The organism is Streptomyces sp. NPDC048288, from assembly GCF_043201555.1.
In the GTDB taxonomy this organism is placed as follows: Bacteria; Actinomycetota; Actinomycetes; order Streptomycetales; family Streptomycetaceae; genus Streptomyces.
In genome coordinates this window covers 99106-121079 of record NZ_JBICZD010000015.1, presented here as the reverse complement: position 1 = coordinate 121079, position 21974 = coordinate 99106, and the positions used below count along the sequence as shown (strand labels likewise).

The window sequence follows — 21974 nt, the reverse complement described above, 5'->3', positions numbered from 1 at the left end:
TTTGGTTCAGACCAGGCTTGAAAGTGTGCGTGGGTGTCCGGGCGTGGGGGATTCCTGTGGATCCGTCAGCCGACGCGATGCAGGCGGGACGGCGATCCGGCCGTCTGGCTGCCCTCGTCCCCGAGCGCCAGGGTGTCCGCCCCGTCCTTGGTGAGGGTGTAGAGGTTGCCCGGCCGGCACACGACACCGACCGAGGGATCCGTGGGGGCGCTGGTGACCGCCTGGAACACCATCGTCGTCGCGTGCGTCTCCTGCAGCCGCAGGGTCTCGGTGCAGCCGATGTCGTCGCCGCTGCCCGCCTCGGTCACCTGGCTGACCTGACGGCCCACCAGACCGCCCCGCTTCGCCGCGTGCAGCTTGAGCGTCACCGACACGCCCGTCGTCCGGGCGGTGAACACCCCGTCGCCCGCGGTGGAGCCGGGACCGGAACCCCGCCAGGTCCCCACCCAGGACGCCGGCAGCGCGTCGGCGGCGGTCGAGCCGGACGAGGACGAGGCCGAGGATGAGGACGACGACGGGGTCGGGGTCGGTGACGGGGCCTTTCCGCGCGTGCCCTGCCCGTCCCCGGCCCACCCCGACCAGGTCGCTGCGGCGACGACCGCGACCACGGCCAGCACGCCCGCGCCCGCGAGGGCCGTCCGGATCCGTGCCGACCCGCTCCCGGCAGCGGCAGGGACGGCAGGAGGGGCGGTCTGTGGGGGACCGTACGCCGTCGGCGGCGGCCCGAATCCCGGCGGCGCGGGCGGCACCGGCGGTGCCGTGACGGCGGTCGGCGCCGCCGGCAGCGCCCGCAGCTCGGCCTCCCGTGCGGCGAGGTCCTCGGCCAGACCCGGCGGCGGGACCGCGGCCCACTCCTCGGCACCCGGTCCGAGCCGCTCCAGCAACTCCTGTGCCGTGGGGCGGGATCGCGGTGCCTTGTTCAGACAGTCCGTCAGTATCGGCACCAGCGACGGCGGTACGTCGTCGAGCCGGGGCTCCGCGTGGACGATCCGGTAGAGCAGCTGCGCCGCCGACGGCTCCTCCCCGCGGCGCAGGAAGGGCCCCTGCCCGGTGGCCGCGTACACCAGCACCGCCGCGAGCGCGAAGACGTCGCCGGGCTCCGCCGCCGCCCCGCCCGTGATCTGCTCGGGAGCCATGTACCCGGGCGAGCCGATGACACCGCCCGTGCGGGTGTGGCGGGTGTCGTCGGCGGCCCGGGCGATGCCGAAGTCGATGAGCAGCGGATGACGGCGGGCGAGCAGCACGTTGGACGGCTTCACGTCCCGGTGCGCGAGCCCCGCCCGGTGCACGGCCCGGAGACCCTCGGCCAGCTCCGCGCCCAGGGCCCGGACGACCGCCTCGGGCAGCGGACCGTGCCGCTGCACCCGGTCGGCCAGGGTGGGCGCCGGGACGTACTCCGTGGCCAGCCACTGCGGCCGCTGCCCCGGCGCGCTGTAGTCGACCACCGAGACCGTCCACGGCGAACGCACCTGGTCACTGCTGGCGATCTCCCGTGCGAACCGCTCCTCGAAGCCCGGATCCAGACCGAACTCGCTCCGCACCGTCTTCAGCGCCAGCGGGCGGCCGGAGGACGTCCGGGAGAGGAAGACCTGCCCCATGCCGCCCTCCCCGAGCCGCGCCAGCAGCGGGTAGCCGCCGACGGCGGGCGGATCCGAGGGATCCAGACTTCTCATCAACGTCTCCGGGCGGTGAGCGCGTCGCAACCGGGCGGGCCGCCACCGGTGTGCGGAGCCCCCTTGGCATCCGCGTGGACATGACCTGCGGTGAGGTATTCATATCAGTTGGCGTGGTTCGGCTGTGTCCGGGCGGCGCCTCGGGCGGCCCGCTGGCCCGTCTTGGCGCGTACGCCGTAGGCGATGCGCTTGCCGGTCGTCTCGTCGATGTTCGACCAGTACGCGAAGGCGCGCTCCAGGACGGGTTCGGTGACGCCGTCGAGGAGATGCCCGACGACGTTGTCGACCAGCCGGTCGCGGGCGGCGTCGTCCAGCACCTCGCGGACCAGGGTGCCGGGTTGCCCCCAGTCGTCGTCCTCGGGATGGGAGACATAGGCGGCGCGGGTGATCTCGCCGTCCGCGGCCCAGCTGGGCGGCGGGCCGAAGCTCGCGGGGTCGGCGGCGGGACCGCCCTTGGAGTTGGGGGCGTACACCGGATCGCTGGTCTTCCGGTAGGCCATCGCGCCGTCCTTCGAGTAGCTGTGGACGTCGACGACGGGTGCGTTCACCGGGAGCTGCTGGTAGTTGGCGCCGATCCGGTGCCGGTGGGCGTCCGCGTAGGAGAACAGCCGGGCCAGCAGCATCCGGTCGGGGCTGGGCCCGATGCCGGGCACGAAGTTGTTGGGCTGGAACGCCGCCTGTTCGATCTCCGCGTGGTTGTCGGTCGGATTGCGGTCCAGGGTCATCCGGCCGACCGGGACGAGCGGATAGTCGCCGTGCGGCCACACCTTGGTGAGGTCGAACGGGTTGAAGCGGTAGCCGGCCGCCTCCGCGTACGGCATGAGCTGCACGTACAGGGTCCAGCTCGGGAACTGGCCGTCACGGATGTGCTCGAACAGGTCACGCACGTGGTAGTCCGTGTCGACGGCGGCCATCTGGTCGGCCTCGTGCTGGGTGAGGAACTCGATGCCCTGGTCGGTCTTGAAGTGGTACTTCACCCAGAACCGTTCGCCCTTGGCGTTGATCCACATGTAGGTGTGGGAGGTGTAGCCGTTCATGTGGCGCCAGGTCCGGGGGACACCGCGGTCGCCCATCAGCCAGGTGACCTGGTGCGCGGACTCCGGGGAGAGCGTCCAGAAGTCCCACTGCATGTCGTGGTCGCGCAGATTGCTGTCCGCGCGGCGCTTCTGGGACCGGATGAAGTGCTGGAACTTCATCGGGTCCTTCACGAAGAACACCGGCGTGTTGTTGCCGACCATGTCGTAGTTGCCCTGGCCGGTGTAGAACTTCACCGCGAAGCCGCGCGGGTCGCGCCAGGTGTCGGGGCTGCCGCGCTCACCGGCGACCGTCGAGAAGCGGATGACGAGGTCGGTGCGGGTGCCGGGCTGGAAGAGGCCCGCCATGGTGTACGCGCTGACGTCCTCGGTCACCTCGAAGCGGCCGAACGCGCCGCTTCCCTTGGCGTGCGGCTGGCGCTCGGGGATGCGTTCCCGGTTGAACTGTGCCATCTGCTCGATCAGATAGGCGTCCTGGAGCAGGATCGGCCCCCCGGGCCCCACGGTCAGCGAGTGCTCGTCGCTCTCGACGGGGGCACCGGAGTCGGTGGTGGTGAGGGGTGGTTTCTGCGTCATGGCTCTGCCTTTCTCCGCACGGGGCAGTGGGGGAACCGGCCCTTGCGGTGTCCGGGGACCGGCGGGTGCGCCCGTGGGCTCGCCGCGGGACGGCGCCGTACCGGTGCGCTCGCGTCCGTCGTCGACGGAGCCCGCGGGCTCCGGCCGAACGGGTGACCCTGCGGTTGCCGGGCAAACACCGCGCGCCCGCGGACCCGGGCGGGCGCGGCCCGGCCGGGCTCTCTCCGGCATCCAGGGTGGTCCCAGCGGACCGGGGCCGCCACTCGGGGCACGGCCCGGCGGCGGGTCCTGCCTCACTCCGGCGCCGGACCGCGCCTCACTCCGGCGGGCGGCCCCCGCCTCGCCGCGGCGGGCCGGGAACGGGACGCCGAAAGGCCCAGGCATCGTGTCCCGGGCCGCGGACGGTCGTTCCTGAGGGCATGAAGAGGATCATCACCGCCGCCGCGCTCGCCCTGACGGGCGTGGCTCTCGCCGCCCCTGCCCACGCCGCGGACGGACCGGCCCCCGGTCACACCCGTGACCTCGCCACCAAGGTCGCGGGGGCACTGCCCAAGGCCGCGGTGGCGGGCCTGAACGCGGCCGCCACCTCCATGGCCGGCGGCCTGGAGGACCCGCCCGCGGCGAAGAAGTAGGGTCCGGCCGTCCGCTCAGGCCCGGGGAAGGTCCGTCCAGGCGGCCTTCCCCGGGCCTGAGCGCGCTCCGGCCGGTGACTACCGGGGCGAACGGTGGGGCGGCGGCGGGCCGGTGAGCAGGTGGTGCTCGTGGGACTCGTAGCGGCTGCGTTCGCGGGCGCCGGCCCGGCGGCCGGACAGCACGGTGGTGAGCCAGCCGGCGAGGAAGCCCGCGGGCACCGAGACGAGCGCGGGCGTGTTGTAGGGGAACCAGGCGAAGTCGGCGTCCGGGAACGCCGACAGCGGTGTCCCGGAGACCAGGGTGGTGCCGGGGGTCAGGGCGAGCACGCTGAGGGTGCCCACGACGAGGGTGGCCAGGAGTGCCCTGCGCGTGTAGCGGCGCCAGAAGAGCGTGTAGAGAAGCGCCGGGGCGATGGCGGAGGCGCCGAGCGTGAAGGAGACCGTGGCCAGCGGCTGCAGGCTGCGGTGCTGGGCGAGTACGGCGAGGAGGACGGTGGGGACGCCCACGGCCAGGGCGCTGAACCGGGCCAGGGCGAGTTCCCGGGCCGGCGCCGGGGGAGTGGCGCGGGACGCCGTCAGGTCGTGGGCGAGGGTGTTGGCGCAGGCGAGGGTCATGCTGGCGACGGAGGCCAGCAGGGTGAGGAAGACGGCGGTGGTGACGGTGGCGAAGAGCAGGCTCTCCGGCCGGGACAGGTCGGTGCCGAACGCGGCGCGGGCGCCCAGCAGGTAGGCGGTCGTGCCGTGCGCGTCGGCGGCGCTGATGCGGTCGTGGCCGACGAGCGCGGTGGCGCCGACGCAGATCACCGTGAGCATCAGGATGAAGAGGGTCACCGAGGAGACCGCCCAGGACATGGCCCGGCGCACCTGCCGCGGTGTGCCCGCCGTGTACATCCGCATGGTGACGTGCGGCAGACAGGCACCGCCGAGCACGATGGCGCACTGGGTGCTGGCCATGTCCAGCGCGGGATGCGGACTGCCGGAGTACTGCAGGCCCCAGGTCAGATAGGCGGGTCCCGCGCCGCTGTGCCGGGCCGCCGCGTGGAAGAGGGCCTGGGGCTGCCAGTCGAAGAGGCGCAGGATCAGCACGCTCACCACCAGCCCGGAGCCGAGCAGCGCCACCGTCTTGATGATCTGGACCAGCGCCGTGCCGGGCATCCCGCCCAGTGCCGCGTAACTGATCATGAGGACGCCCGCGCCGGCCACGCACCCGTTCTTCATGCCCGCGTCGGTGAACCCGAGGACGTACGCCAGGAGTTCACCGACCCCGGCGAGCTGTACGACCATCATCGGGACGAGCGCGGCGAGGGTGACCAGGCAGGCCGTGACGCGTACGGACCGCGCCGGGTGCCGGCGGGCGAGCGCGTCGCCCATCGTGTAACGGCCGGTGTTGTGGAGGGGTTCGGCCAGCAGGAACATCAGCAACAGCAGGGACAGCAGGGCACTGAGCGCCAGCACGATGCCGTCGTAGCCGCACAGCGCGATGATCCCCCCGATGGTGAGGACGGTGGCCGCCGAGATGTAGTCACCGGCGACGGCGAGCCCGTTGCGCAACGGCGACAGGGACCGGTAGCCGGTGTAGAACTCGGGGAGGTCGTCGGCCTCCGGGCCGGTGAGCACACAGAGCAGCAGGGTGAGGGCGACGACCGAGCAGAACGCGACGAGGGACCAGGACTGGGCGGAACCGCCGAACCCGGTCATGGCGCCTGCTCCCGGTCCACGACGGTCACCCGTGTCAGACGGCGGGCGCGGCGGGCCAGGGGGTCCACGAAGCGGTGCGCGGCGGCCTCGTAGAGGAGGACCGCCAGCCAGGTGACGGGGATCTGCGTGAGGGCCAGCACCAGGCCGGTGGGCAGGCCGCCGGGGCCGGGGCGGGCCATCAGGGAAGGCGCCTTGACGGTCAGGGTGAGGAAGGCGGCGAAGTAGCCGAGCGCGGTGACGGTCGCCACCCGCCGCTGCCAGCGGTACGCGCGCCGCAGCAGGCGCAGGGTGCGGTGGGCGCCGGAGCGGGGGGTCGCCGACCGGGCGCCGGACGGCTCCGGTTCGGTCGACCAGGTGGGGGACGGGCGGTCGTACGGGGGTCGTTCCGAGGGTAACTCGGGGGGATCGTAGGACATTTCGGCGACTCCTCGTAGGGGACCGGGCCCGGGTGCGGCGGACCGCGTGCGGGGAGAGCGGTTCGGGTGACCGCACGCCGTGCGGTCGGAAGAGCGTGCGAAGCCGGTTGCGCCGGTCGTCCGGGACGCCGTCTGGTGCGTCGCGATCGTGTGAGCAGGGCGCCATGGTCTCCGGCGTGGGCGTGGTCCGCCAGAGGGGCGGCCGGAGTCGGCGGGAGCGGTCCGTCGGGTGCGGAGCTGACCGTGGGATCTCTGCCCAGGAGGTGCTGAAGCATTCGGGGAGTGCGAGGTGGCGTGAATGCTTCGGAAAGTGCGCCGTCGCACACCTCGTGAGCCTCAGGGAACGCACCGGTGCGTACCGGACCCTCCGCCGAAGATCCCCGGGCATCATGACGGCGTCCGGTTCCCGCCGGTGTTCCGGCCCGGCCGGCGCCACACTGGACGCCATGACCACCACCTTTCCTCCCCTCCCCATCCCGTCCGCGGTACTGAAGGAACTCCGGGTGCGCGACGACGCCGGCCGTCCGCCGCGCCCGTACCCGGACGACGAGGGCGGCGCGCCCCTGCGCTGCTGTCTGCGGTCCAGCACGGTGGGAGAGCGCATCGCCCTGGTCTCCTACGCCCCGCTGCGCCGCTGGGCCGCACGGACCGGCGCCGATCCCGGGGCCTACGACGAACAGGGGCCGGTCTTCGTGCACGCCGAGGAGTGCGGTGGCCCGGCGAGTGACAACTCCGGTTACCCATGGGCCCGTCCCGGGGCGCTGCGCGTGCTGCGCCGCTACGACGACCGGGGGCACATCACGGGCGGCCGCATGGTGCTCCTTCCCGACGACGCCCACGCGGCTTTCGAACACGCCCTGGCCGAGGCCTTCCACGACCCCGGCACGGCCCAGGTGCACGTGCGCGCCGTCGAGTTCGGCTGCTTCCCCTTCCGCGTCGACCGCCCCTGACGGAGAAAACGGCGGCCACCTGTGCGCGGCGGAACCCGGGGATGATTGTCTTGGCCCTGGCCCATCCACCCCGATCCGGCCAGGCCGGCAGGAGGACCCGCAGTCATGAGCAGCGCCTACACCTACGAGTACAAGGTCGTCACCTTCCGGGAGTCGCTGATCGGCGACGCCCTGGACAGCGACAAACTGGAGAAGGTCCTCAACAAGCACGCCGAGGACGGCTGGGCCCTCAAGGCCATCACGTCCGCCGACGTCAAGGGCCGCATAGGCCCCGGAGCCGTCGAGGGTCTGCTGCTCACCTTCGAGCGCCCGCGCGGCTGACCAGAGCTCTTCGAACGCCCCCCGACCCGCAAGGGTTCGGGGGGCGTTCGTCGTTTCTCCGGGACCTGGAGCGGTGGCTGCCGACGCGGGAGTACGCAAGGAGTTCAGTTCTGCCGGTAGACGAGTCCATATTGCTCTGCAATATTTCGATGAAACGACGCAAGATTCTGCGCACCGCATCTTTCTGCACCACTCCGCCAGGAACGAGCCGCCCTCGCCGCCTTCCGGCGCGCGAGCCTGAGCAGGAAGTGACCCCGCATGACTCGACACAAGCCGAGATCCTGGAGACGGCGCGCCGCCACCGCCGCGCTCGCCTCCGCCGTCATGGTGCTGGGCCTGCCCGCCGTCGGCGCCCACGCGGCGACCGGCGCGGGCAGCGTCAGAGGGGCCCACCCGGCAGCCAACGTCACCGACGGTGACACCGACACCTACTGGCAGGCCGGAAAGAAGTCGGCCCAGTGGGTGCAGACCGACCTCGGGCGGACCAAGCGGGTCCGCGCGGTCGTGCTGCGCCTGCCCGAGCACTGGCAGACCCGCAAGCAGACACTGGCACTGCGGGGCAGCGAGGACGGAAAGAGCTTCGCCACCCTCAAGTCGTCGGCGCAGTACGTCTTCGGCCCGGGCAACGACAACACGGTGAAGGTCGCCTTCCCCGCGACCCTCGCCCGGTACGTACGCGCCGACTTCACCGCCAACTCGGTGGCCGGCACCGCCCAGCTCGCCGAGCTGCAGGTCCTCACGACCGCCGCGTCGACCCCTAACCTCGCCCTTGGCAAGACCTTCAGCGAGAGCGGCCACGCCGACGTCTACGGCGCGGCCAACGCCGGCGACGGCAACCGCGACACGTACTGGGAGAGCACCAACAACGCCTTCCCGCAGTGGCTCAAGGTCGACCTCGGCTCGTCGGTCCAGGTGAACCAGGTGACGCTGCGACTGCCCAGCGGCTGGCCGGGCCGCAGCCAGACCTTCAAGGTCCAGGGCTCGACCGACAACCAGAACTTCACCGACCTCACGGCCTCGAAGGCGTACACCTTCGACAGCTCCGACGACCAGTCGGCGACCATCTCCTTCGACACGACCACCACGCGGTACGTGCGCGTGTACTTCACCGCCAACAGCGGCTGGCCCGCGGGCCAGGCGTCCGAGCTGGAGGTCTACGGCCCGGCGACCGGCGACACCCGGGCCCCCACCGCGCCGGCCGACCTGAGCTACACCGAGCCGGCCACCGGGCAGATCAAGCTGACCTGGAGCGCGGCCACCGACGACACGGCCGTGACCGGCTACGACGTCTACGCCACCGGCCAACTGCGGGCGAGCGTCGCCGGGAACGTCCTGACCTACACCGACACCCAGCCGGCCGACAGCGACATCACCTACTACGTGCGCGCCAAGGACGCCGCGGGCAACGTCTCCGCCAACAGCAACAGCGTCACCCGCAAGGGGGCGAGCGGCGACACCCAGGCGCCCACCGCGCCCGGCAACCTCGCCTACACGCAGTCCGGCAGCGACGTGCAGCTCACCTGGCAGGCGCCCAGCGACAACGTCCAGGTCACCGGGTACGACGTCTACGCGAACGACCAGCTCGTGAAGAGCGTGGCGGGCGACGTGACGACGTACACGGACACCCCGTCGGCGACGGCCACGGTGACCTACTACGTGAAGGCGAAGGACGCGGCGGGGAACGTCTCGGCAGCGTCCGGCAGTGTCACCCGGCCCGGCTCAGGGACCGGCTCCGACCTCGCCCGGGGCAAGCCCGTCGAGGCCTCCTCGTACACCTTCACCTATGTCGCCGCGAACGCCAACGACGGCCAGATCGGCACCTACTGGGAGAGCGCCGGCGGCGCCTACCCGGCCACCCTCACCACCGAGCTGGGCGCCAACGCCGACCTCGGCCAGGTCGTCGTCAAGCTCAACCCGGACCCGGCCTGGTCCACCCGTACCCAGAACATCCAGGTGCTCGGCCGCGACCAGGACGCGACGTCCTTCACCAGCCTCGTCGCGGCGAAGGACTACACGTTCAACCCGGCCACCGGCAACACCGTGACCATCCCGGTCTCCGGCGCCGCCGCCGACATCCAGCTCAAGTTCGCCTCCAACACCGGCGCCCCGGGCGCGCAGGTCGCCGAGGTGCAGGTGATCGGCACCCCGGCCGCCAACCCGGACCTCAAGGTCACCGGCATCACCAACGCACCCGCCGCACCCGTCGAGTCGGACGCCGTGAGCCTCACCGCCACCGTCACCAACAGCGGCAGCAAGGCGTCCAGGGCCACCGACCTCGACTTCACGCTCGGCGGCACCAAGGCGGCCACGGCCGACGTCCCCGCCCTCGCGGCCGGTGCCTCGGCGACGGTCACCGCGAGCATCGGCACCCGGGAGGCGGGCAGTTACCCGGTCGGCGCCGAGGTCGACCCATCCGACAAGGTCATCGAGCAGAACGAGGGCAACAACACCTTCACCCGCTCCGACGCCCTCGTGGTCAAGCCCGTCGCCAGCTCCGACCTGGTCGCGGCTCCGGTCGCCTGGACGCCCTCCAGCGCCTCGGCCGGTGACCCGGTCGCGTTCACGGTCGCCGTCAAGAACCAGGGGACGGTGGACTCGGCCTCCGGCGCGCACGGCGTCACCCTGACCGTCAAGGACGCGGGCGGCGCCACGGTCAGGACGCTCTCCGGCTCCTACGACGGCACCATTGCGGCCGGCCGGACGACCGCGCCGATCAGCCTCGGCTCCTGGACGGCCGTCAACGGCAAGTACACCGTCACGACGGTCATCGCCGACGACACCAACGAACTGCCGGTCAAGCGCACCAACAACACCACCACGCAGAACCTGTTCGTCGGCCGCGGCGCGGACATGCCGTACGACATGTACGAGGCCGAGGACGGCACGGTCGGCGGCGGTGCCAAGGTCGTCGGACCCAACCGCACCGTCGGCGACATCGCCGGCGAGGCAAGCGGCCGCAAGGCGGTCACCCTCGACGCGACCGGCCAGTACGTCGAGTGGACCACCCGCGCGGCCACCAACACCCTGGTGACCCGCTTCTCCGTCCCGGACGGCACCGACACGACCCTGAACGTCTACGTGGACGGCCAGTTCCTCAAGGCCGTCGACCTCACCTCGAAGTACGCCTGGCTCTACGGCAACGAGACCGCACCCGGCAACTCACCCGGCTCCGGCGCCCCGCGCCACATCTACGACGAGGCGAACCTGCCGCTCGGCAGGACCGTCCCGGCCGGCTCCAGGATCCGCCTCCAGAAGGACGCGGCCAACACCTCCACCTACGCCATCGACTTCGTCAACACCGAACAGGCGACGGCGATCCCCAACCCCGACCCGGCCGCCTACACCGTCCCGGCCGGCTTCACCCAGCAGGACGTCCAGAACGCCCTCGACAAGGTCCGCATGGACACCACGGGCAAGCTCGTCGGCGTCTACCTCCCCACCGGTGACTACGAGACCGCCGGCAAGTTCCAGGTCTACGGCAAGGCGGTCAAGGTCGTCGGCGCGGGCCCGTGGTTCACCCGCTTCCACGCCCCCTCCTCGCAGGAGAACACCGACATCGGCTTCCGCGCGGAGTCCACCGCCAACGGCTCGACGTTCACCGGCTTCGCCTACTTCGGCAACTACACGTCCCGGATCGACGGCCCGGGCAAGGTCTTCGACTTCTCCAACGTCTCGGACATCACCATCGACAACATCTGGGCCGAGCACATGGTGTGCCTCTACTGGGGCGCCAACACCGACCACATGACCATCTCGAACTCCCGTATCCGTGACACGTTCGCCGACGGCATCAACATGACGAACGGCTCCACGGACAACCACGTCGTCAACAACGACGCCCGCGCCACGGGCGACGACAGCTTCGCGCTCTTCTCGGCCATCGACGCAGGCGGCGCCGACGAGAAGAACAACCTCTACGAGAACCTGACGTCCACCCTCACCTGGCGCGCGGCCGGCATCGCCGTCTACGGCGGTTACGACAACACCTTCCGCAACATCCGCGTCGCCGACACCCTCGTCTACTCCGGGATCACCATCTCCTCGCTGGACTTCGGCTACCCGATGAACGGCTTCGGCACCGATCCCACGACGATCGAGAACGTCTCCCTGGACCGGACCGGCGGACACTTCTGGGGCTCCCAGGTCTTCCCCGCCATCTGGGCCTTCTCCGCCTCCAAGGTCTTCCAGGGGATCCGGGTCAACGACGTGGACATCGACGACTCCACCTACGGAGGCGTGATGTTCCAGACCAACTACGTCGGCGGCCAGCCGCAGTTCCCGGTGAAGGACACGATCTTCACCGACATCTCCATCACCGACTCCAGGAAGAGCGGAGACACCTTCGACGCCAAGTCCGGCTTCGGCATCTGGGCCAACGAGCTGCCGGAACCCGGTCAGGGCCCCGCCGTCGGCGAGGCCACCTTCCGGAACCTGCGGATGAGCGGCAACGCCCAGGACATCCGCAACACGACCAGCACCTTCAAGATCAACATCGAGTAACCGCTCTACGACGCCGAACGGTTCGGGGCCGCCCTCGCCAGGGGCGGCCCCCTCGCCGTGAGGCGCGTCCCGGCGATCGAGGACCGTCAGCCGCTGACGACCACGGCGAAGTAGGGCCAGCCGTCCACTTCGAGATCGCGCTCCAGCGCCCGGATCCCCAGAGCGGTCGCGGCGGCGTCGAACAGGCGCCGGGCCGTTCCCGGCTCGTAGAGGTTCAGCCAGCTGCGGTCGGGAAGCCGCACGACCGCGCCCGCCTCGAAGTACGAGTTCGAGACGATCCGGTCCGGCCCGGGCGCGAAGACGAGGGACAGCCGACGCCGGCCGCTCCCCGCCGATGCCTCCGACGCCTCCGGGAAGAAGGAGAGCGTCAGGCGGCAGTCGGCGTAGTCGGGCTTCACCCGCTGCCGGACGGTCCAGTTCCAGACGACCCCGTCCACCACGAGGCGGCGGACACGTCGGTCGTTTCTCATCGGGCCACAGTAGAACGGCACGGGGGGTGGAAGGCGAGTCGGGGGATGCGGCCGTGGATGTCGAGGACGGCTCACCGGCTCCGTCCCAGGGGCGGACGCGGCTACCGTGGCCGTGCCGGTGAAGGAGGCCCAGCATGGCGATCCAGCGGATGGACAACGTCCTCATCGTCGTCGACGACCTTGAGGCGGTCATCGCGTTCTTCGTGGAACTCGGGATGGAGCTGGAGGGCAAGGGACCGCTCGAATGGCGCGGGGCGGAGCGGGTCATCGGGCTCGACGACGTGCGGCAGGACATCGCCATGCTGCGGGTCCCGAACGGCCCCGGGCGGGTGGAGCTGGCGAAGTTCCACCGGCCGAAGGCCATCACCCCCGAGCCGAAAGAGGCGCCCGCGAACACGCTCGGCCTCCGGCGCGTCATGTTCGCCGTCGACGACATAGAGGACGTCGTCGCCCGCCTGTGCGCCCAGGGAGCCGAACTCGTCGGCGAGATCGTGCAGTTCGAGAACGTCTGTCGGCTCTGCTACGTCCGCGGGCCGGAGGGCATCGTCGTCGGACTGGCGAAGCAGCTCGGCTGAAGGCCGGTGAAGGGGCCGCACACCGATTCTTGATCCACGCTTTACGCGCCGCACGGAACCGCGACCCCCGCCGGAGGGGTCACACAGGAATGTGGGGGCCTTCGGGAACCGGAGACCGGAAAACGTGAGAAGAGCGAGGCAGGGCGTGGGACGGCGCAAGGGCGGCATAGGAATCGCACTCGGTGTGGTCGCGATGTTGGTGGGTGTGACCGCCTGCGGCGGGGGCAGCAGCGACAAGGCGAGCGGGCAGGACGCGAAGGCATCGGGCAAGCCGAGCGCGAGCGCCTCGCCGTCGCCCACGAAGCCCGCGGGCCCGCCGATGCTGCTGGAGACGATCACCCCGCAGACCGGCACCACGGTCGGCGTGGCCATGCCGATCTCGGTGATCTTCACGAACCCGGTGGCGGAGAAGGCACGGGCCACCGTCGAGAAGCACATGAAGGTCAGCGCCTCGCAGTCGGTGGCCGGCGCCTGGCACTGGATGGGCGACAAGCGCGCCGACTGGCGGCCGAAGGACTACTGGCCCTCCGGCACGAAGGTGCGGATCGACGCCGACATGACCGGGGTCAGCAACGGCAACGGACGCTATGGCGTGCACAGTTACACCCACACCTTCACGGTCGGCAACGACGTCCGCGCCGACGTCTCGGTGACCGGCCACACCATGAAGGTCACCCGCAACGGCCAGGCGGTCCGTACGCTGTCGATCAACGCGGGCAGCGCCGAGTACCCGACGTGGGACGGCACGATGGCCGTCATCGACAAGCAGGAGAAGGTCCACATGACCTCCTGCAGCGTCGGCATCAGCTGCGACAAGGGCAGCCCCAACTACTACGACCTGACCCTGCCCTGGGACATCCACCTGACCCAGTCCGGCACGTACGTGCACTACTCGACCGGCGACCCCTACCCGGGCAGCGGCAGCGCGCGCGGCTCGCACGGCTGTGTCCACCTGTCCCTGGCGGACGCCAAGTGGTTCTACGGCCAGGTCAAGCAGGGCGACCCCGTCACCATCACCGGCTCGCCCCGCGGCAAGGCCCCCGCCGACAACGGCTACGCCGACTTCAACCTGGACTGGAGCCAGTGGCTCGCGGGCAGCGGATCCGGGGAGCAGACCACCACGACGCTGTGATCCGCGGCTGATCTCGACGGCCGTACGGGCGACCTCCGTTCAGGGGGGTGTCCGTACGGCCGTCCTGCTGTACGGCGGGCAGCGGCGACGCCGGTTCAGGCCCAGAGCGGCGGCAGCGCGGCCCGGTCCTCGACGGCCTGCGCCGCGTCGAGCACGAGATCCTCCTCGAAGCGGCCCCCGACCAGCTGGACGCCGTAGGGTAGTCCGTCCTCCAGGCGGGCGGGCACGGTCACCGCGGGGAAGCCCAGGACCGGGATCGAGGTCATCGGCCACATCGCCGGATAGAGCTCCAGCGCCCGCTTCGGGTCGGTGATGTCGGCGTCCTGCTCGAAGGCCGGTTCGGCGCACACCGGGGTGAGCAACAGCCGGTCGCCGCCCAGGAGTTCCTGCAGCCTGGTGACGAGGGTGGCGCGCCGGGCCCAGCCGTTGATGTACGTCGGCAGGTCGGGACGCTCCCCCCACAGCGCGGTCGCCGCCGCGAAGTGGCCGCGCAGCGCGGTGTTGACGTCCGCGCCACCGATCGCCTCGATCATCGGGAGCGCAGCGGACCGTACCGGTGACGTGCAGCGAGGCACTCGGAGCCCGCTCCCGCGTTCACGCCCCCGGAGGGGCCGCTGCCTCCGGGAGACCTTGCCCGCGCTCCGCGGCCTGGACCCGGTACCGCCCCGGCGTGAGGCCGAACTCCCTCTCGAAGGCGTGGGACAGGGCGTACGGGCTGCCGTAGCCGACCCGGTCCGCGATGGCGGCCAGGGTGTCGGGGGTGTCCCGCAGCAGCCCGGCGGCGATGATCAGACGCCACCAGGTGAGGTACGCCATCGGAGGGCGGCCCACCAGCGCGGTGAACCGGCGCGCCAGGGTCGGGCGGGAGACGCCCGCCGCCGCGGCCAGCCGGTCGTTGCCCCAGGGCGCCGCCGGGTCCGCGTGCAGGGCGCGCAGGGCGGCGGCCGTCACCGGGTCGCCCAGCGCGGCGGGCCAGGCTCCCCCCGTGGTCTCCGCCATCCAGGAGCGGATCATGTAGACGAGGAGGAGGTCGAGCAGGCTCGGCAGCGCCACTCCGGCCCCGGCCCGCCGTTCGTCCAGCTCGCCGGCGAGCAGGTCGATCGCGGCCCGGAGTTCGGGGTGGCGGCCCACTCTGCTGGGCAGATGGACGACCTCGGGAAGTTCCGTCATGAGCGGGTGCATCCGGCTGCAGTCGAGCCGGTACTTGCCGCACAGCAGCTCCGTCGCGTCCCGGCCGGGCGGCCAGGCCCGCGGCCCGGTCCCCTCGGACCAGCGCTCGAACGGCACCGCCCTCGCCGCCGCGACCGCCGGGTCGAGCGGGGAGTCCGCGAGCACATGGCCGGTGCCGTGGGGCAGCAGGACGGCGTCCCCCACACCGAGCGACACCGGGGCGCCGCCGTCGGGCAGCAGCCAGCAGCCGCCCTGCAGCACCACGTGGAAGCCCGCGCCGTCGTACGGATCCAGCCGTGTGCACCAGCTCCCACCGATCCGCACCCGGTTCGAGGAGGGGTGCCCCAGGTGTACGGCGGAGATCGCGTCGCTGACCACGTCCATGCGTACAGCGTATCCGTCGTACAAGCGCATGAGACGGATGCATATCCGGGTGAGCGTGAAACGCATTGAGAGGCTCACCCGGCCTGCCTAGGCTCGAACGCATGACGAACGAGACCGAGAGTGCGCAGAGCATGGTGCTGGGGGATGTCGAGGTCATCCGGGTGGTCGAGTGGCAGCAGCCGTTCGCGCCGGCCTCCGGCATGTTCCCGGAGGTTCCCGCCGAGGTGTGGAAGGAGAACGAGGACTGGCTGGCGCCGGACCACTGGGAGCCGCACAGCGACCGGGCGGTGCTCGCCCTGCAGACGTGGGTGGTGCGCAGCGCCGGGCGGACCGTCCTCGTCGACACCGGGGTGGGCAACGGGCGCGAGCGGCCGGGCATGGCGCCGTTCCACCGACGCCAGGGCGACTTCCTCGGCCGGCTGGCGAGGGCCGGGGTGCGCCCGCAGGACGTCGACGTCGTCGTCAACACCCACCTGCACGTCGACCACGTCGGCTGGAACACCGTCGACGCGGGCGGGGAGTGGGTACCGACGTTTCCGAACGCCCGGTACCTCGTATCGGCCGCCGACGACTTCCACTACGGCCCGCGCAACACCGGCGGGGACGGCCTCCGGGAGGTCGACCGCCTGATCTACGAGGACAGCGTCGCGCCCGTGCACCGGGCCGGACAGGTCGTGCTGTGGGACGGCCTGCACCGCATCGACGAACACCTGACGCTGGAGTCCGCGCCCGGCCACACCCCCGGCTCCTCCGTACTGCGCCTCGCGTCGGGGAGCGACCGTGCGGTCTTCGTCGGCGACCTGGTGCACAGCCCGGTGCAGATCCTCCGGCCCTGCTGCAACAGCAGCGCCTGCCTCGACCCGGAACAGGCGGCGCTCAGCCGCCGCCGGATCCTCGAACGGGCGGCCGACGAACGCGAGCTGCTCGTCCCCGCGCACTTCGCCGGCGCGGGCGCCGTCGAAGTACGCCGGGGGAACGGCGGGTTCACCCTCGGGCCCTGGGCCACGGCCGCGCGCTAGCGTCTCCCTCTCTCGGCGGCGGTCGGCTCGTGGGCGGCCGCCGACCGCCCAGGTCAGGCAGCCGCGGGCGACAGGTGCTCGTGTACGGCGGGCCAGTCGCCGTCGCCGGTGCGGTGGAAGACGATGGTCTCGCGCTCGTGCACCGTCTCCTCCCCGGCCTTGGTGGAGACGCGGGTGGTCACCGAGTGGGTGAAGACGGCGGTGTCGCCGAAGAGCTGGAGCCGGCGGTCCGCCGAGTCGCAGGCGAGGACGCGGAAGTCGTCCTCCTCGCTCCAGGTGCGCCACAGGTCGCGGTACTCCTGGGTGGAGTCCAGCCGCTTGCCGGTGGTGTGGAAGACGAAGCTGGCGTCGGGCGAGAAGGCGTCGAAGTAGTCGTCGGTACGGCCCTCGGCGAAGGCGGCGATCAGCGCGTCCGCCGCGGCGAGGACGGTGTCGTGGTCGTTCGTCATGGCTGCGGCTCCGGGATCCGGGCCACGGCGCGGACGGGTGCGCCGTCCGCGCCGGGCAGGTGAAGGGGGAAGAGGCTGACGTGGACGTCGTGGCCGGCGTCCTGGGCGTCGAGGACCTCGGCCAGGTTGGTGAGGTTCTCGGCGATGACGGCTCCGGCGCCGCACAGGATGCGGTGGGCCGGCAGCGTCTCGCCGGGGGTGGGATCGACGCTGAGCGCGTCGATCCCTACGGTCCGCACGCCACGGGCGACGAGGAGGGCGGCCGCCTCCTCCGTCAGGTAGGGGTGGCCGTGGTAGGCGTCGGTGCCCCAGTGGGCGGACCAGCCGGTGGCCAGCAGCACGATCCGGCCCGCGGGCACGTCCGCGAACAGCTCCGCCCCCATGGCCGCCCGGGGCGGCAGGCCCCGGGCGTCGACCACGTGGGCGGGGCCGTCGAAACGGTCCAGCGGCAGCTCGTCCAGCGCGGGCAGGCCGTCCTCGATGTGGGAGGGGGCGTCCACGTGGGTACCGGACTGCGAACCCATCCGCAGGTGGAGGACGTTGACACCGTCCTCGGTGGCGGTGAGCGCGGGCCGGATGTCGACCTCCGGGTCCCCGGGGTACACCGGCATGCCGGTGCGCAGGGGCACGGACAGGTCGATCAGCCGCATCCCGCTCATACCTCGGCCGGCTCGGGGACGCCGACGGTCGACCCGTCGGCGGAGGTGATCGGCGGCACCGGGGTGTCGACGGCCCGCACCAGCCGCGGGCCCTCGGGACCGAAGACGGCACGCGGCTCGGGGAACAGCCAGAGCAGCGCGAGGTAGCTGATCGCGGCCAGGCCGAGCCCGACCGGCAGGGAGATGTCCACCCCGCCCGCGAGGTCGCCCAGGGAACCGACGAACTGGCCGGGCAGGTTCACGAACTGGACCGCGAGCAGGGCGGAGGCCAGCCAGGCGGCCATACCGCGCCAGTTCCAGCCGTGCGTGAACCAGTAACGGCCGCCCCGCTGACGGCGGTTGAAGACCTGCAGCGAGTCGGGGTCGTACCAGCCGCGACGGGTGAGGAAGCCCAGGGTCATGATGACCATCCACGGCGCGGTGCAGACGATGATCAGCGTCGCGAAGGTGGAGATGGACTGGGTCAGGTTGGCGGCGAACCGGCCGACGAAGATGAAGGAGATCGACAGGACACCGATGAACACGGTCGCCTGCACCCGGCTGAACCGGGGGAAGACGCTGGCGAAGTCCAGGCCGGTGCCGTACAGCGAGGTGGTGCCGGTGGACATGCCGCCGATCAGCGCGAGCAGACAGACCGGCAGGAAGTACCAGGACGGCGAGACGGCGAGCAGGCCGCCGACGTAGTCCGGGGCGCTCGGGTCGAGGAACTTCCCCGCCTTCGCGGCGATGATCGAGGCGGTCGCCAGGCCGAAGAAGAACGGCAGGATCGTCGCGATCTGGGAGAGGAAGGCCGCGCCCATGACCCGGCGGCGCGGGGTGTCGGCGGGGATGTAGCGGGCCCAGTCACCGAGGAAGGCACCGAACGAGACCGGGTTGGAGAGCACGATCAGCGCGGAGCCGATGAACGCCGGCCAGAAACCGGGCGTGCTCAGCGAGTGGAAGCTGCCCTGGTAGCCGGCGTCGAAGTCGCCGCCGAACGCGAACAGACCGAGGACGAAGAGCAGCGAGGCCGCGGCGACCGCGATCTTGTTCACGAAGAGCATGAACCGGAAGCCGTAGATGCACACCGTCAGCACCAGCGCCGCGAACAGTCCGTACGCGAGCGCGTACACACCGTCGTTGGTCGGCAGGTGGAACATCCGGTGCGCGCCGCCCACGAGGGCGTCGCCGGAGGACCACACGGAGATGGAGAAGAAGGCGACCGCCGTCAGCAGGGAGAGGAAGGAACCGACGACCCGGCCGTGCACGCCGAGGTGGGCGGAGGAGGACACCGAGTTGTTGGTGCCGTTCAGCGGCCCGAACACGGCCAGCGGCGCGAGGATCAGCGCGCCGACGGCCAGGCCGAGGCCGGTGGCCGCCAGGCCCTGCCAGAAGGACAGCCCGAACAGGATCGGGAAGGCGCCCAGGACACAGGTGGCGAAGGTGTTCGCGCCGCCGAAGGCCACCCGGAACAGGTCCAGCGGCCGGGCGGTGCGGTCGGCGTCGGGGATGCGCTCGACGCCGTAGGTCTCGATCTCGGTCAGCGCCGGGGCGTCGTGCTGCTCCCCTTGGGGGCTGGTGGTCATCTCTGCTCCTCGCGGGGGACGGCGGAGTCCAGGGTCAACAGGCTGATCAGGTCGTAGGCCACGTGGGACGCGGCGAACGAGGTGATGTCGGCGTGGTCGTAGGCGGGTGCCACCTCGACGATGTCACCGCCGACCAGGTTGAGACCGGCCAGGCCGCGCAGGATCTCCAGCAGCTCACGCGAGGTCATGCCGCCGGCTTCCGGGGTACCGGTGCCGGGGGCGTGTGCGGGGTCGAGGACGTCGATGTCGACGGAGACATACAGCGGACGGTCGCCGATGCGCTGCCGCAGCGCGTCCACGGTCTCGTCGACGCCCCGGCGCAGTACGTCGGAGGAGGTGACGATGCCGAAGCCGAGGCGACGGTCCTCCTCCAGGTCCCGCTTGCCGTACAGGGGGCCGCGGGTGCCGACGTGGCTGAGCGCCTCGGTGTCGACGATGCCCTCCTCCACGGCGCGGCGGAACGGGGTGCCGTGGGTGTACTCGGCACCGAAGTAGGTGTCCCAGGTGTCGAGGTGCGCGTCGAAGTGGAGGACGGCGACCGGGCCGTGCCGCTTGGACACGGCGCGCAGCAGCGGCAGCGCGATGGTGTGGTCGCCGCCGATGGTGACCAGCTTCGTGCCCTCGGACTGGAGCCGGCCCGCCTCCTCCTCGACGGTCTCGATCGCCTCGTTGATGTCGAACGGGTTCACCGGGATGTCACCGGCGTCGGCGACCTGCACCGCCGCGAACGGCGACACGTCGAGCCCCGGGTGGTACGGGCGCAGCAGCCGGGACGCCTCGCGCACCGCCGCCGGGGCGAACCGGGCGCCGGGCCGGTAGGAGACACCGGTGTCGAAGGGGACGCCGACGACGGCGATGTCCGCCCGCGCCACCTCGTCCAGCCGCGGCAGCCGGGCGAAGGTCGCCGGTCCCGCGTAGCGGGGGACACGGGAGGAATCCACGGGTCCACGGGGCTCGGTCGTCATCGGGCACCTTCCTGTCGAGCCCGGAAGCGCACCGCCGGGAAAGAACGGATCCCGTACTCGGAGTGAACAATTCCGGTAGCGGGGGATGCCTCAGTGTGCGAAGCGGCTGCCCATCCGGTCAATTGTTGACGACACGAAGAACTACAGTGGACTTGTGTCCGACCACAAAACCGATGGAGCGGGACCGGCCCGTTCCGCCCTCACCGTCCGCGATCTGCTGTCCTTCCCGGCGCTGCAGATGCGCCTGCTCGCGGGCAGGGGCGGCCTGGGCCGTACGGTCTCCTGGGCGCACGTCAGCGAGCTGGAGGACCCCACCCCCTGGCTGCACGGCTCGGAGGTGATCATGACCGTCGGCCTCGCCGTGCCCCGCACCGGCGAGGGCCAGCGGCGCTACCTGGAGCGGCTCGACGACGCGGGCGTCGCTGGCCTGGTGCTCAGCACCCAGCTGCGGACCCCGCCGCTGCGCCAGGCGTTCCTCGCCGCGGCCGAGGAACGCGGCTTCCCGGTGCTGGAGGTACCGCTCGCGGTCCCCTTCGTCACCATCGCCCAGGAGGTGGCCGCCGCCGTCAGCGAGAAGTCCGCCGAGCGGCTCGGCGCCCAGCTCCAGGTCTTCGGCGCGCTGCGCTGGATGGCCGAGGAGAACCTGGACATCCCCGCGCTCTTCGCCCGCCTGGAGCAGCTCAGCGGCTACCGGATCTTCCTCTGCACCACCCAGGGACGCCCGCTGCTGCCCGGCGTCGCCGCCCCAGAGGACCTCTCCGTGCTCCCCGCGGACCCGGACGCCCCGCCGACCGTGCCCGGCGGCTTCGTGCTCCCCGTCCTCGGCCCGGGCGGCGCGGCCGGCTACCTGGTCGCGCTGGAGCAGTCCGGCGCCCGCCCGGCCGGACTGGCCGTCGTCCAGCACCTGGCCACCGTCGCCGCGCTGCGGCTGGCGATGGTCCGCCAGGAGCGCGAGGTGCTCCGTCGGGAGGGGGCGGAGACCCTCGCCGAGATGCTGCAGGACACCCTCGACCCGGCCGGCGCCCAGCGCCGGCTGGCCCACCACGGCCTCGACGCGCGGCGGCCCGTCGTCCTCGCGGTGGTCCGGCGCGCCCCGGACGAGCACCTGGGCGTGGCCCTCTCCGACCACCCCCACCTCACCCTGCGCCGCGGCGACGACCGGCTGGTCCTGGCCGAGCCCGGCTTCACCGAGGCCCTGGCCGACCTGCCCGGCGCGGTGTGCGGGGTGAGCCGGCCCTTCACCGTCGGCGAGCCCCTGCGGGTCGCCCGGCAGGAGGCGGAGTGGGCGGCCGGGCGCGCCGAGGAGGCGGGCAAGCCGCTCGTCCACTACGGCGAGGACGCCACCGGACGCTGGCTGCCCGAGGACCGCCGGCTGCTGGCCGCACTCGTCGAGCAGGTGCTCGGCGAGGCCCTGCGCTACGACGAGGCGCACGGCTCCCAGCTGCTGGTCTCCGTCCGCACCTGGATGGAGCGCGACCGCCGCACCGAGGACGCCGCCGCGGCCCTCCACATCCACCCCAACACCCTCTCCTACCGGCTGCGCCGCTTCGGCGAGGTGACCGGCCGCGACCTGGCGACGACCGCCGCCTTCACCGAGGTCTGGTTCGCCGTACGCGCGGCGACCGAGCTGGGGGTGGCGGCGGAAGGCCCTTAGGCCTGAGAGGTGTCCTCCCGCCCCATTGTGTGGGAACTCGTGTGGCTCTACTGTTCGGCTTTGCCTGAGTCTGTTCGATCCTGATTGCTCAGGCGGATGGAGGCCGCGGTGGGGAGCAGTCGGATCCGTTCA

Annotated in this window: 19 protein-coding genes; 8 read left to right on the top strand and 11 right to left on the bottom strand. The window is 71.8% G+C overall.

What is annotated here, in order from left to right; all coding sequences use genetic code 11:
• Window positions 1-65: 65 nt before the first annotated feature.
• Window positions 66-1673: a serine/threonine-protein kinase gene (locus tag ACGFZS_RS41185; protein WP_393799448.1), complete on the bottom strand. Its 1608-nt coding sequence runs from the start codon at window positions 1671-1673 to the stop codon at window positions 66-68.
• A gap of 104 nt (window positions 1674-1777) precedes the next feature.
• Window positions 1778-3283, bottom strand: a complete 1506-nt coding sequence (locus ACGFZS_RS41180) for a catalase (protein WP_393799447.1) — start codon at window positions 3281-3283, stop codon at window positions 1778-1780.
• A 419-nt stretch (window positions 3284-3702) separates the two neighbouring features.
• Here ACGFZS_RS41180 and ACGFZS_RS41175 point away from each other — a divergent pair, with 419 nt between their 5' ends.
• Window positions 3703-3915, top strand: a complete 213-nt coding sequence (locus ACGFZS_RS41175) for a hypothetical protein (RefSeq protein ID WP_359217950.1) — start codon at window positions 3703-3705, stop codon at window positions 3913-3915.
• Window positions 3916-3993: 78 nt separating this feature from the next.
• Here ACGFZS_RS41175 and ACGFZS_RS41170 read toward each other — a convergent pair whose 3' ends face one another.
• Both ACGFZS_RS41170 and ACGFZS_RS41165 read right to left on the bottom strand, forming a co-directional pair.
• A complete protein-coding gene (locus ACGFZS_RS41170) occupies window positions 3994-5613 on the bottom strand; it encodes a cation acetate symporter (RefSeq protein ID WP_393539550.1) in 1620 nt (539 codons plus the stop codon).
• Window positions 5610-6029: a DUF485 domain-containing protein gene (locus tag ACGFZS_RS41165; protein ID WP_393799446.1), complete on the bottom strand. Its 420-nt coding sequence runs from the start codon at window positions 6027-6029 to the stop codon at window positions 5610-5612. Before ACGFZS_RS41165 ends, ACGFZS_RS41170 begins: the two co-directional genes overlap by 4 nt.
• A 446-nt stretch (window positions 6030-6475) precedes the next feature.
• On the opposite strand from ACGFZS_RS41165, the gene ACGFZS_RS41160 reads away from it, so the two are divergent.
• The 3 genes from ACGFZS_RS41160 to ACGFZS_RS41150 all read left to right on the top strand — a co-directional run bounded on the left by ACGFZS_RS41160 (window position 6476) and on the right by ACGFZS_RS41150 (window position 11800).
• Complete coding sequence (locus ACGFZS_RS41160) at window positions 6476-6979, top strand: DUF1203 domain-containing protein (RefSeq protein ID WP_393799445.1); 504 nt, start codon at window positions 6476-6478, stop codon at window positions 6977-6979.
• 105 nt (window positions 6980-7084) lie between these two features.
• Window positions 7085-7300, top strand: a complete 216-nt coding sequence (locus tag ACGFZS_RS41155; RefSeq protein ID WP_046728804.1) for a DUF4177 domain-containing protein — start codon at window positions 7085-7087, stop codon at window positions 7298-7300.
• A 258-nt stretch (window positions 7301-7558) separates the two neighbouring features.
• The gene (locus tag ACGFZS_RS41150) at window positions 7559-11800 is read left to right on the top strand and encodes a discoidin domain-containing protein (protein WP_393799444.1); all 4242 of its coding nucleotides are present in this window, start codon (window positions 7559-7561) and stop codon (window positions 11798-11800) included.
• A gap of 86 nt (window positions 11801-11886) precedes the next feature.
• Here the strand turns inward: ACGFZS_RS41150 and ACGFZS_RS41145 are convergent, their stop codons facing one another.
• Window positions 11887-12270, bottom strand: a complete 384-nt coding sequence (locus ACGFZS_RS41145) for a hypothetical protein (RefSeq protein ID WP_393799443.1) — start codon at window positions 12268-12270, stop codon at window positions 11887-11889.
• Between the two features lie 134 nt (window positions 12271-12404).
• Between ACGFZS_RS41145 and ACGFZS_RS41140 the strand changes: the two genes are divergently transcribed.
• Window positions 12405-12845 carry a VOC family protein gene (locus ACGFZS_RS41140; RefSeq protein ID WP_393799442.1) on the top strand — a complete coding sequence of 147 codons (441 nt, stop codon included), beginning with the start codon at window positions 12405-12407 and terminating at the stop codon, window positions 12843-12845.
• A gap of 193 nt (window positions 12846-13038) precedes the next feature.
• Window positions 13039-13977 (top strand): Ig-like domain-containing protein, encoded by a 939-nt coding sequence (locus ACGFZS_RS41135; RefSeq protein ID WP_393799557.1) that lies wholly within the window; start codon window positions 13039-13041, stop codon window positions 13975-13977.
• 95 nt (window positions 13978-14072) lie between these two features.
• On the opposite strand, the gene ACGFZS_RS41130 is transcribed toward ACGFZS_RS41135, so the two are convergent.
• Both ACGFZS_RS41130 and ACGFZS_RS41125 read right to left on the bottom strand, forming a co-directional pair.
• On the bottom strand, window positions 14073-14510 hold the full coding sequence (locus ACGFZS_RS41130; protein ID WP_393799441.1) for an amidase family protein: 438 nt from the start codon (window positions 14508-14510) through the stop codon (window positions 14073-14075).
• A 61-nt stretch (window positions 14511-14571) separates the two neighbouring features.
• Entirely contained in the window at window positions 14572-15531 is a 960-nt protein-coding gene (locus tag ACGFZS_RS41125) for an AraC family transcriptional regulator (protein WP_393799440.1), read from the bottom strand.
• A 101-nt stretch (window positions 15532-15632) separates the two neighbouring features.
• On the opposite strand from ACGFZS_RS41125, the gene ACGFZS_RS41120 reads away from it, so the two are divergent.
• Window positions 15633-16550, top strand: coding sequence for an MBL fold metallo-hydrolase (locus tag ACGFZS_RS41120; RefSeq protein WP_393799439.1), 918 nt, complete (start codon window positions 15633-15635; stop codon window positions 16548-16550).
• A gap of 53 nt (window positions 16551-16603) precedes the next feature.
• Here ACGFZS_RS41120 and ACGFZS_RS41115 read toward each other — a convergent pair whose 3' ends face one another.
• Genes ACGFZS_RS41115 through speB form a run of 4 tightly spaced genes read right to left on the bottom strand, consistent with a single transcriptional unit; the run spans window position 16604 to window position 20188 of the window.
• Window positions 16604-16999 carry a nuclear transport factor 2 family protein gene (locus ACGFZS_RS41115; protein WP_365678166.1) on the bottom strand — a complete coding sequence of 132 codons (396 nt, stop codon included), beginning with the start codon at window positions 16997-16999 and terminating at the stop codon, window positions 16604-16606.
• A complete protein-coding gene (locus ACGFZS_RS41110) occupies window positions 16996-17649 on the bottom strand; it encodes a cyclase family protein (RefSeq protein WP_393799438.1) in 654 nt (217 codons plus the stop codon). The genes ACGFZS_RS41115 and ACGFZS_RS41110 overlap by 4 nt, the downstream gene beginning before the upstream one ends.
• A 5-nt stretch (window positions 17650-17654) precedes the next feature.
• Entirely contained in the window at window positions 17655-19223 is a 1569-nt protein-coding gene (locus tag ACGFZS_RS41105; protein ID WP_393799437.1) for a purine-cytosine permease family protein, read from the bottom strand.
• On the bottom strand, window positions 19220-20188 hold the full coding sequence (gene speB / locus ACGFZS_RS41100; protein ID WP_393799436.1) for an agmatinase: 969 nt from the start codon (window positions 20186-20188) through the stop codon (window positions 19220-19222). Before speB ends, ACGFZS_RS41105 begins: the two co-directional genes overlap by 4 nt.
• Window positions 20189-20342: 154 nt before the next feature.
• Between speB and ACGFZS_RS41095 the strand changes: the two genes are divergently transcribed.
• The gene (locus ACGFZS_RS41095) at window positions 20343-21842 is read left to right on the top strand and encodes a PucR family transcriptional regulator (RefSeq protein WP_393799435.1); all 1500 of its coding nucleotides are present in this window, start codon (window positions 20343-20345) and stop codon (window positions 21840-21842) included.
• The last annotated feature ends 132 nt before the right edge of the window (window positions 21843-21974 follow it).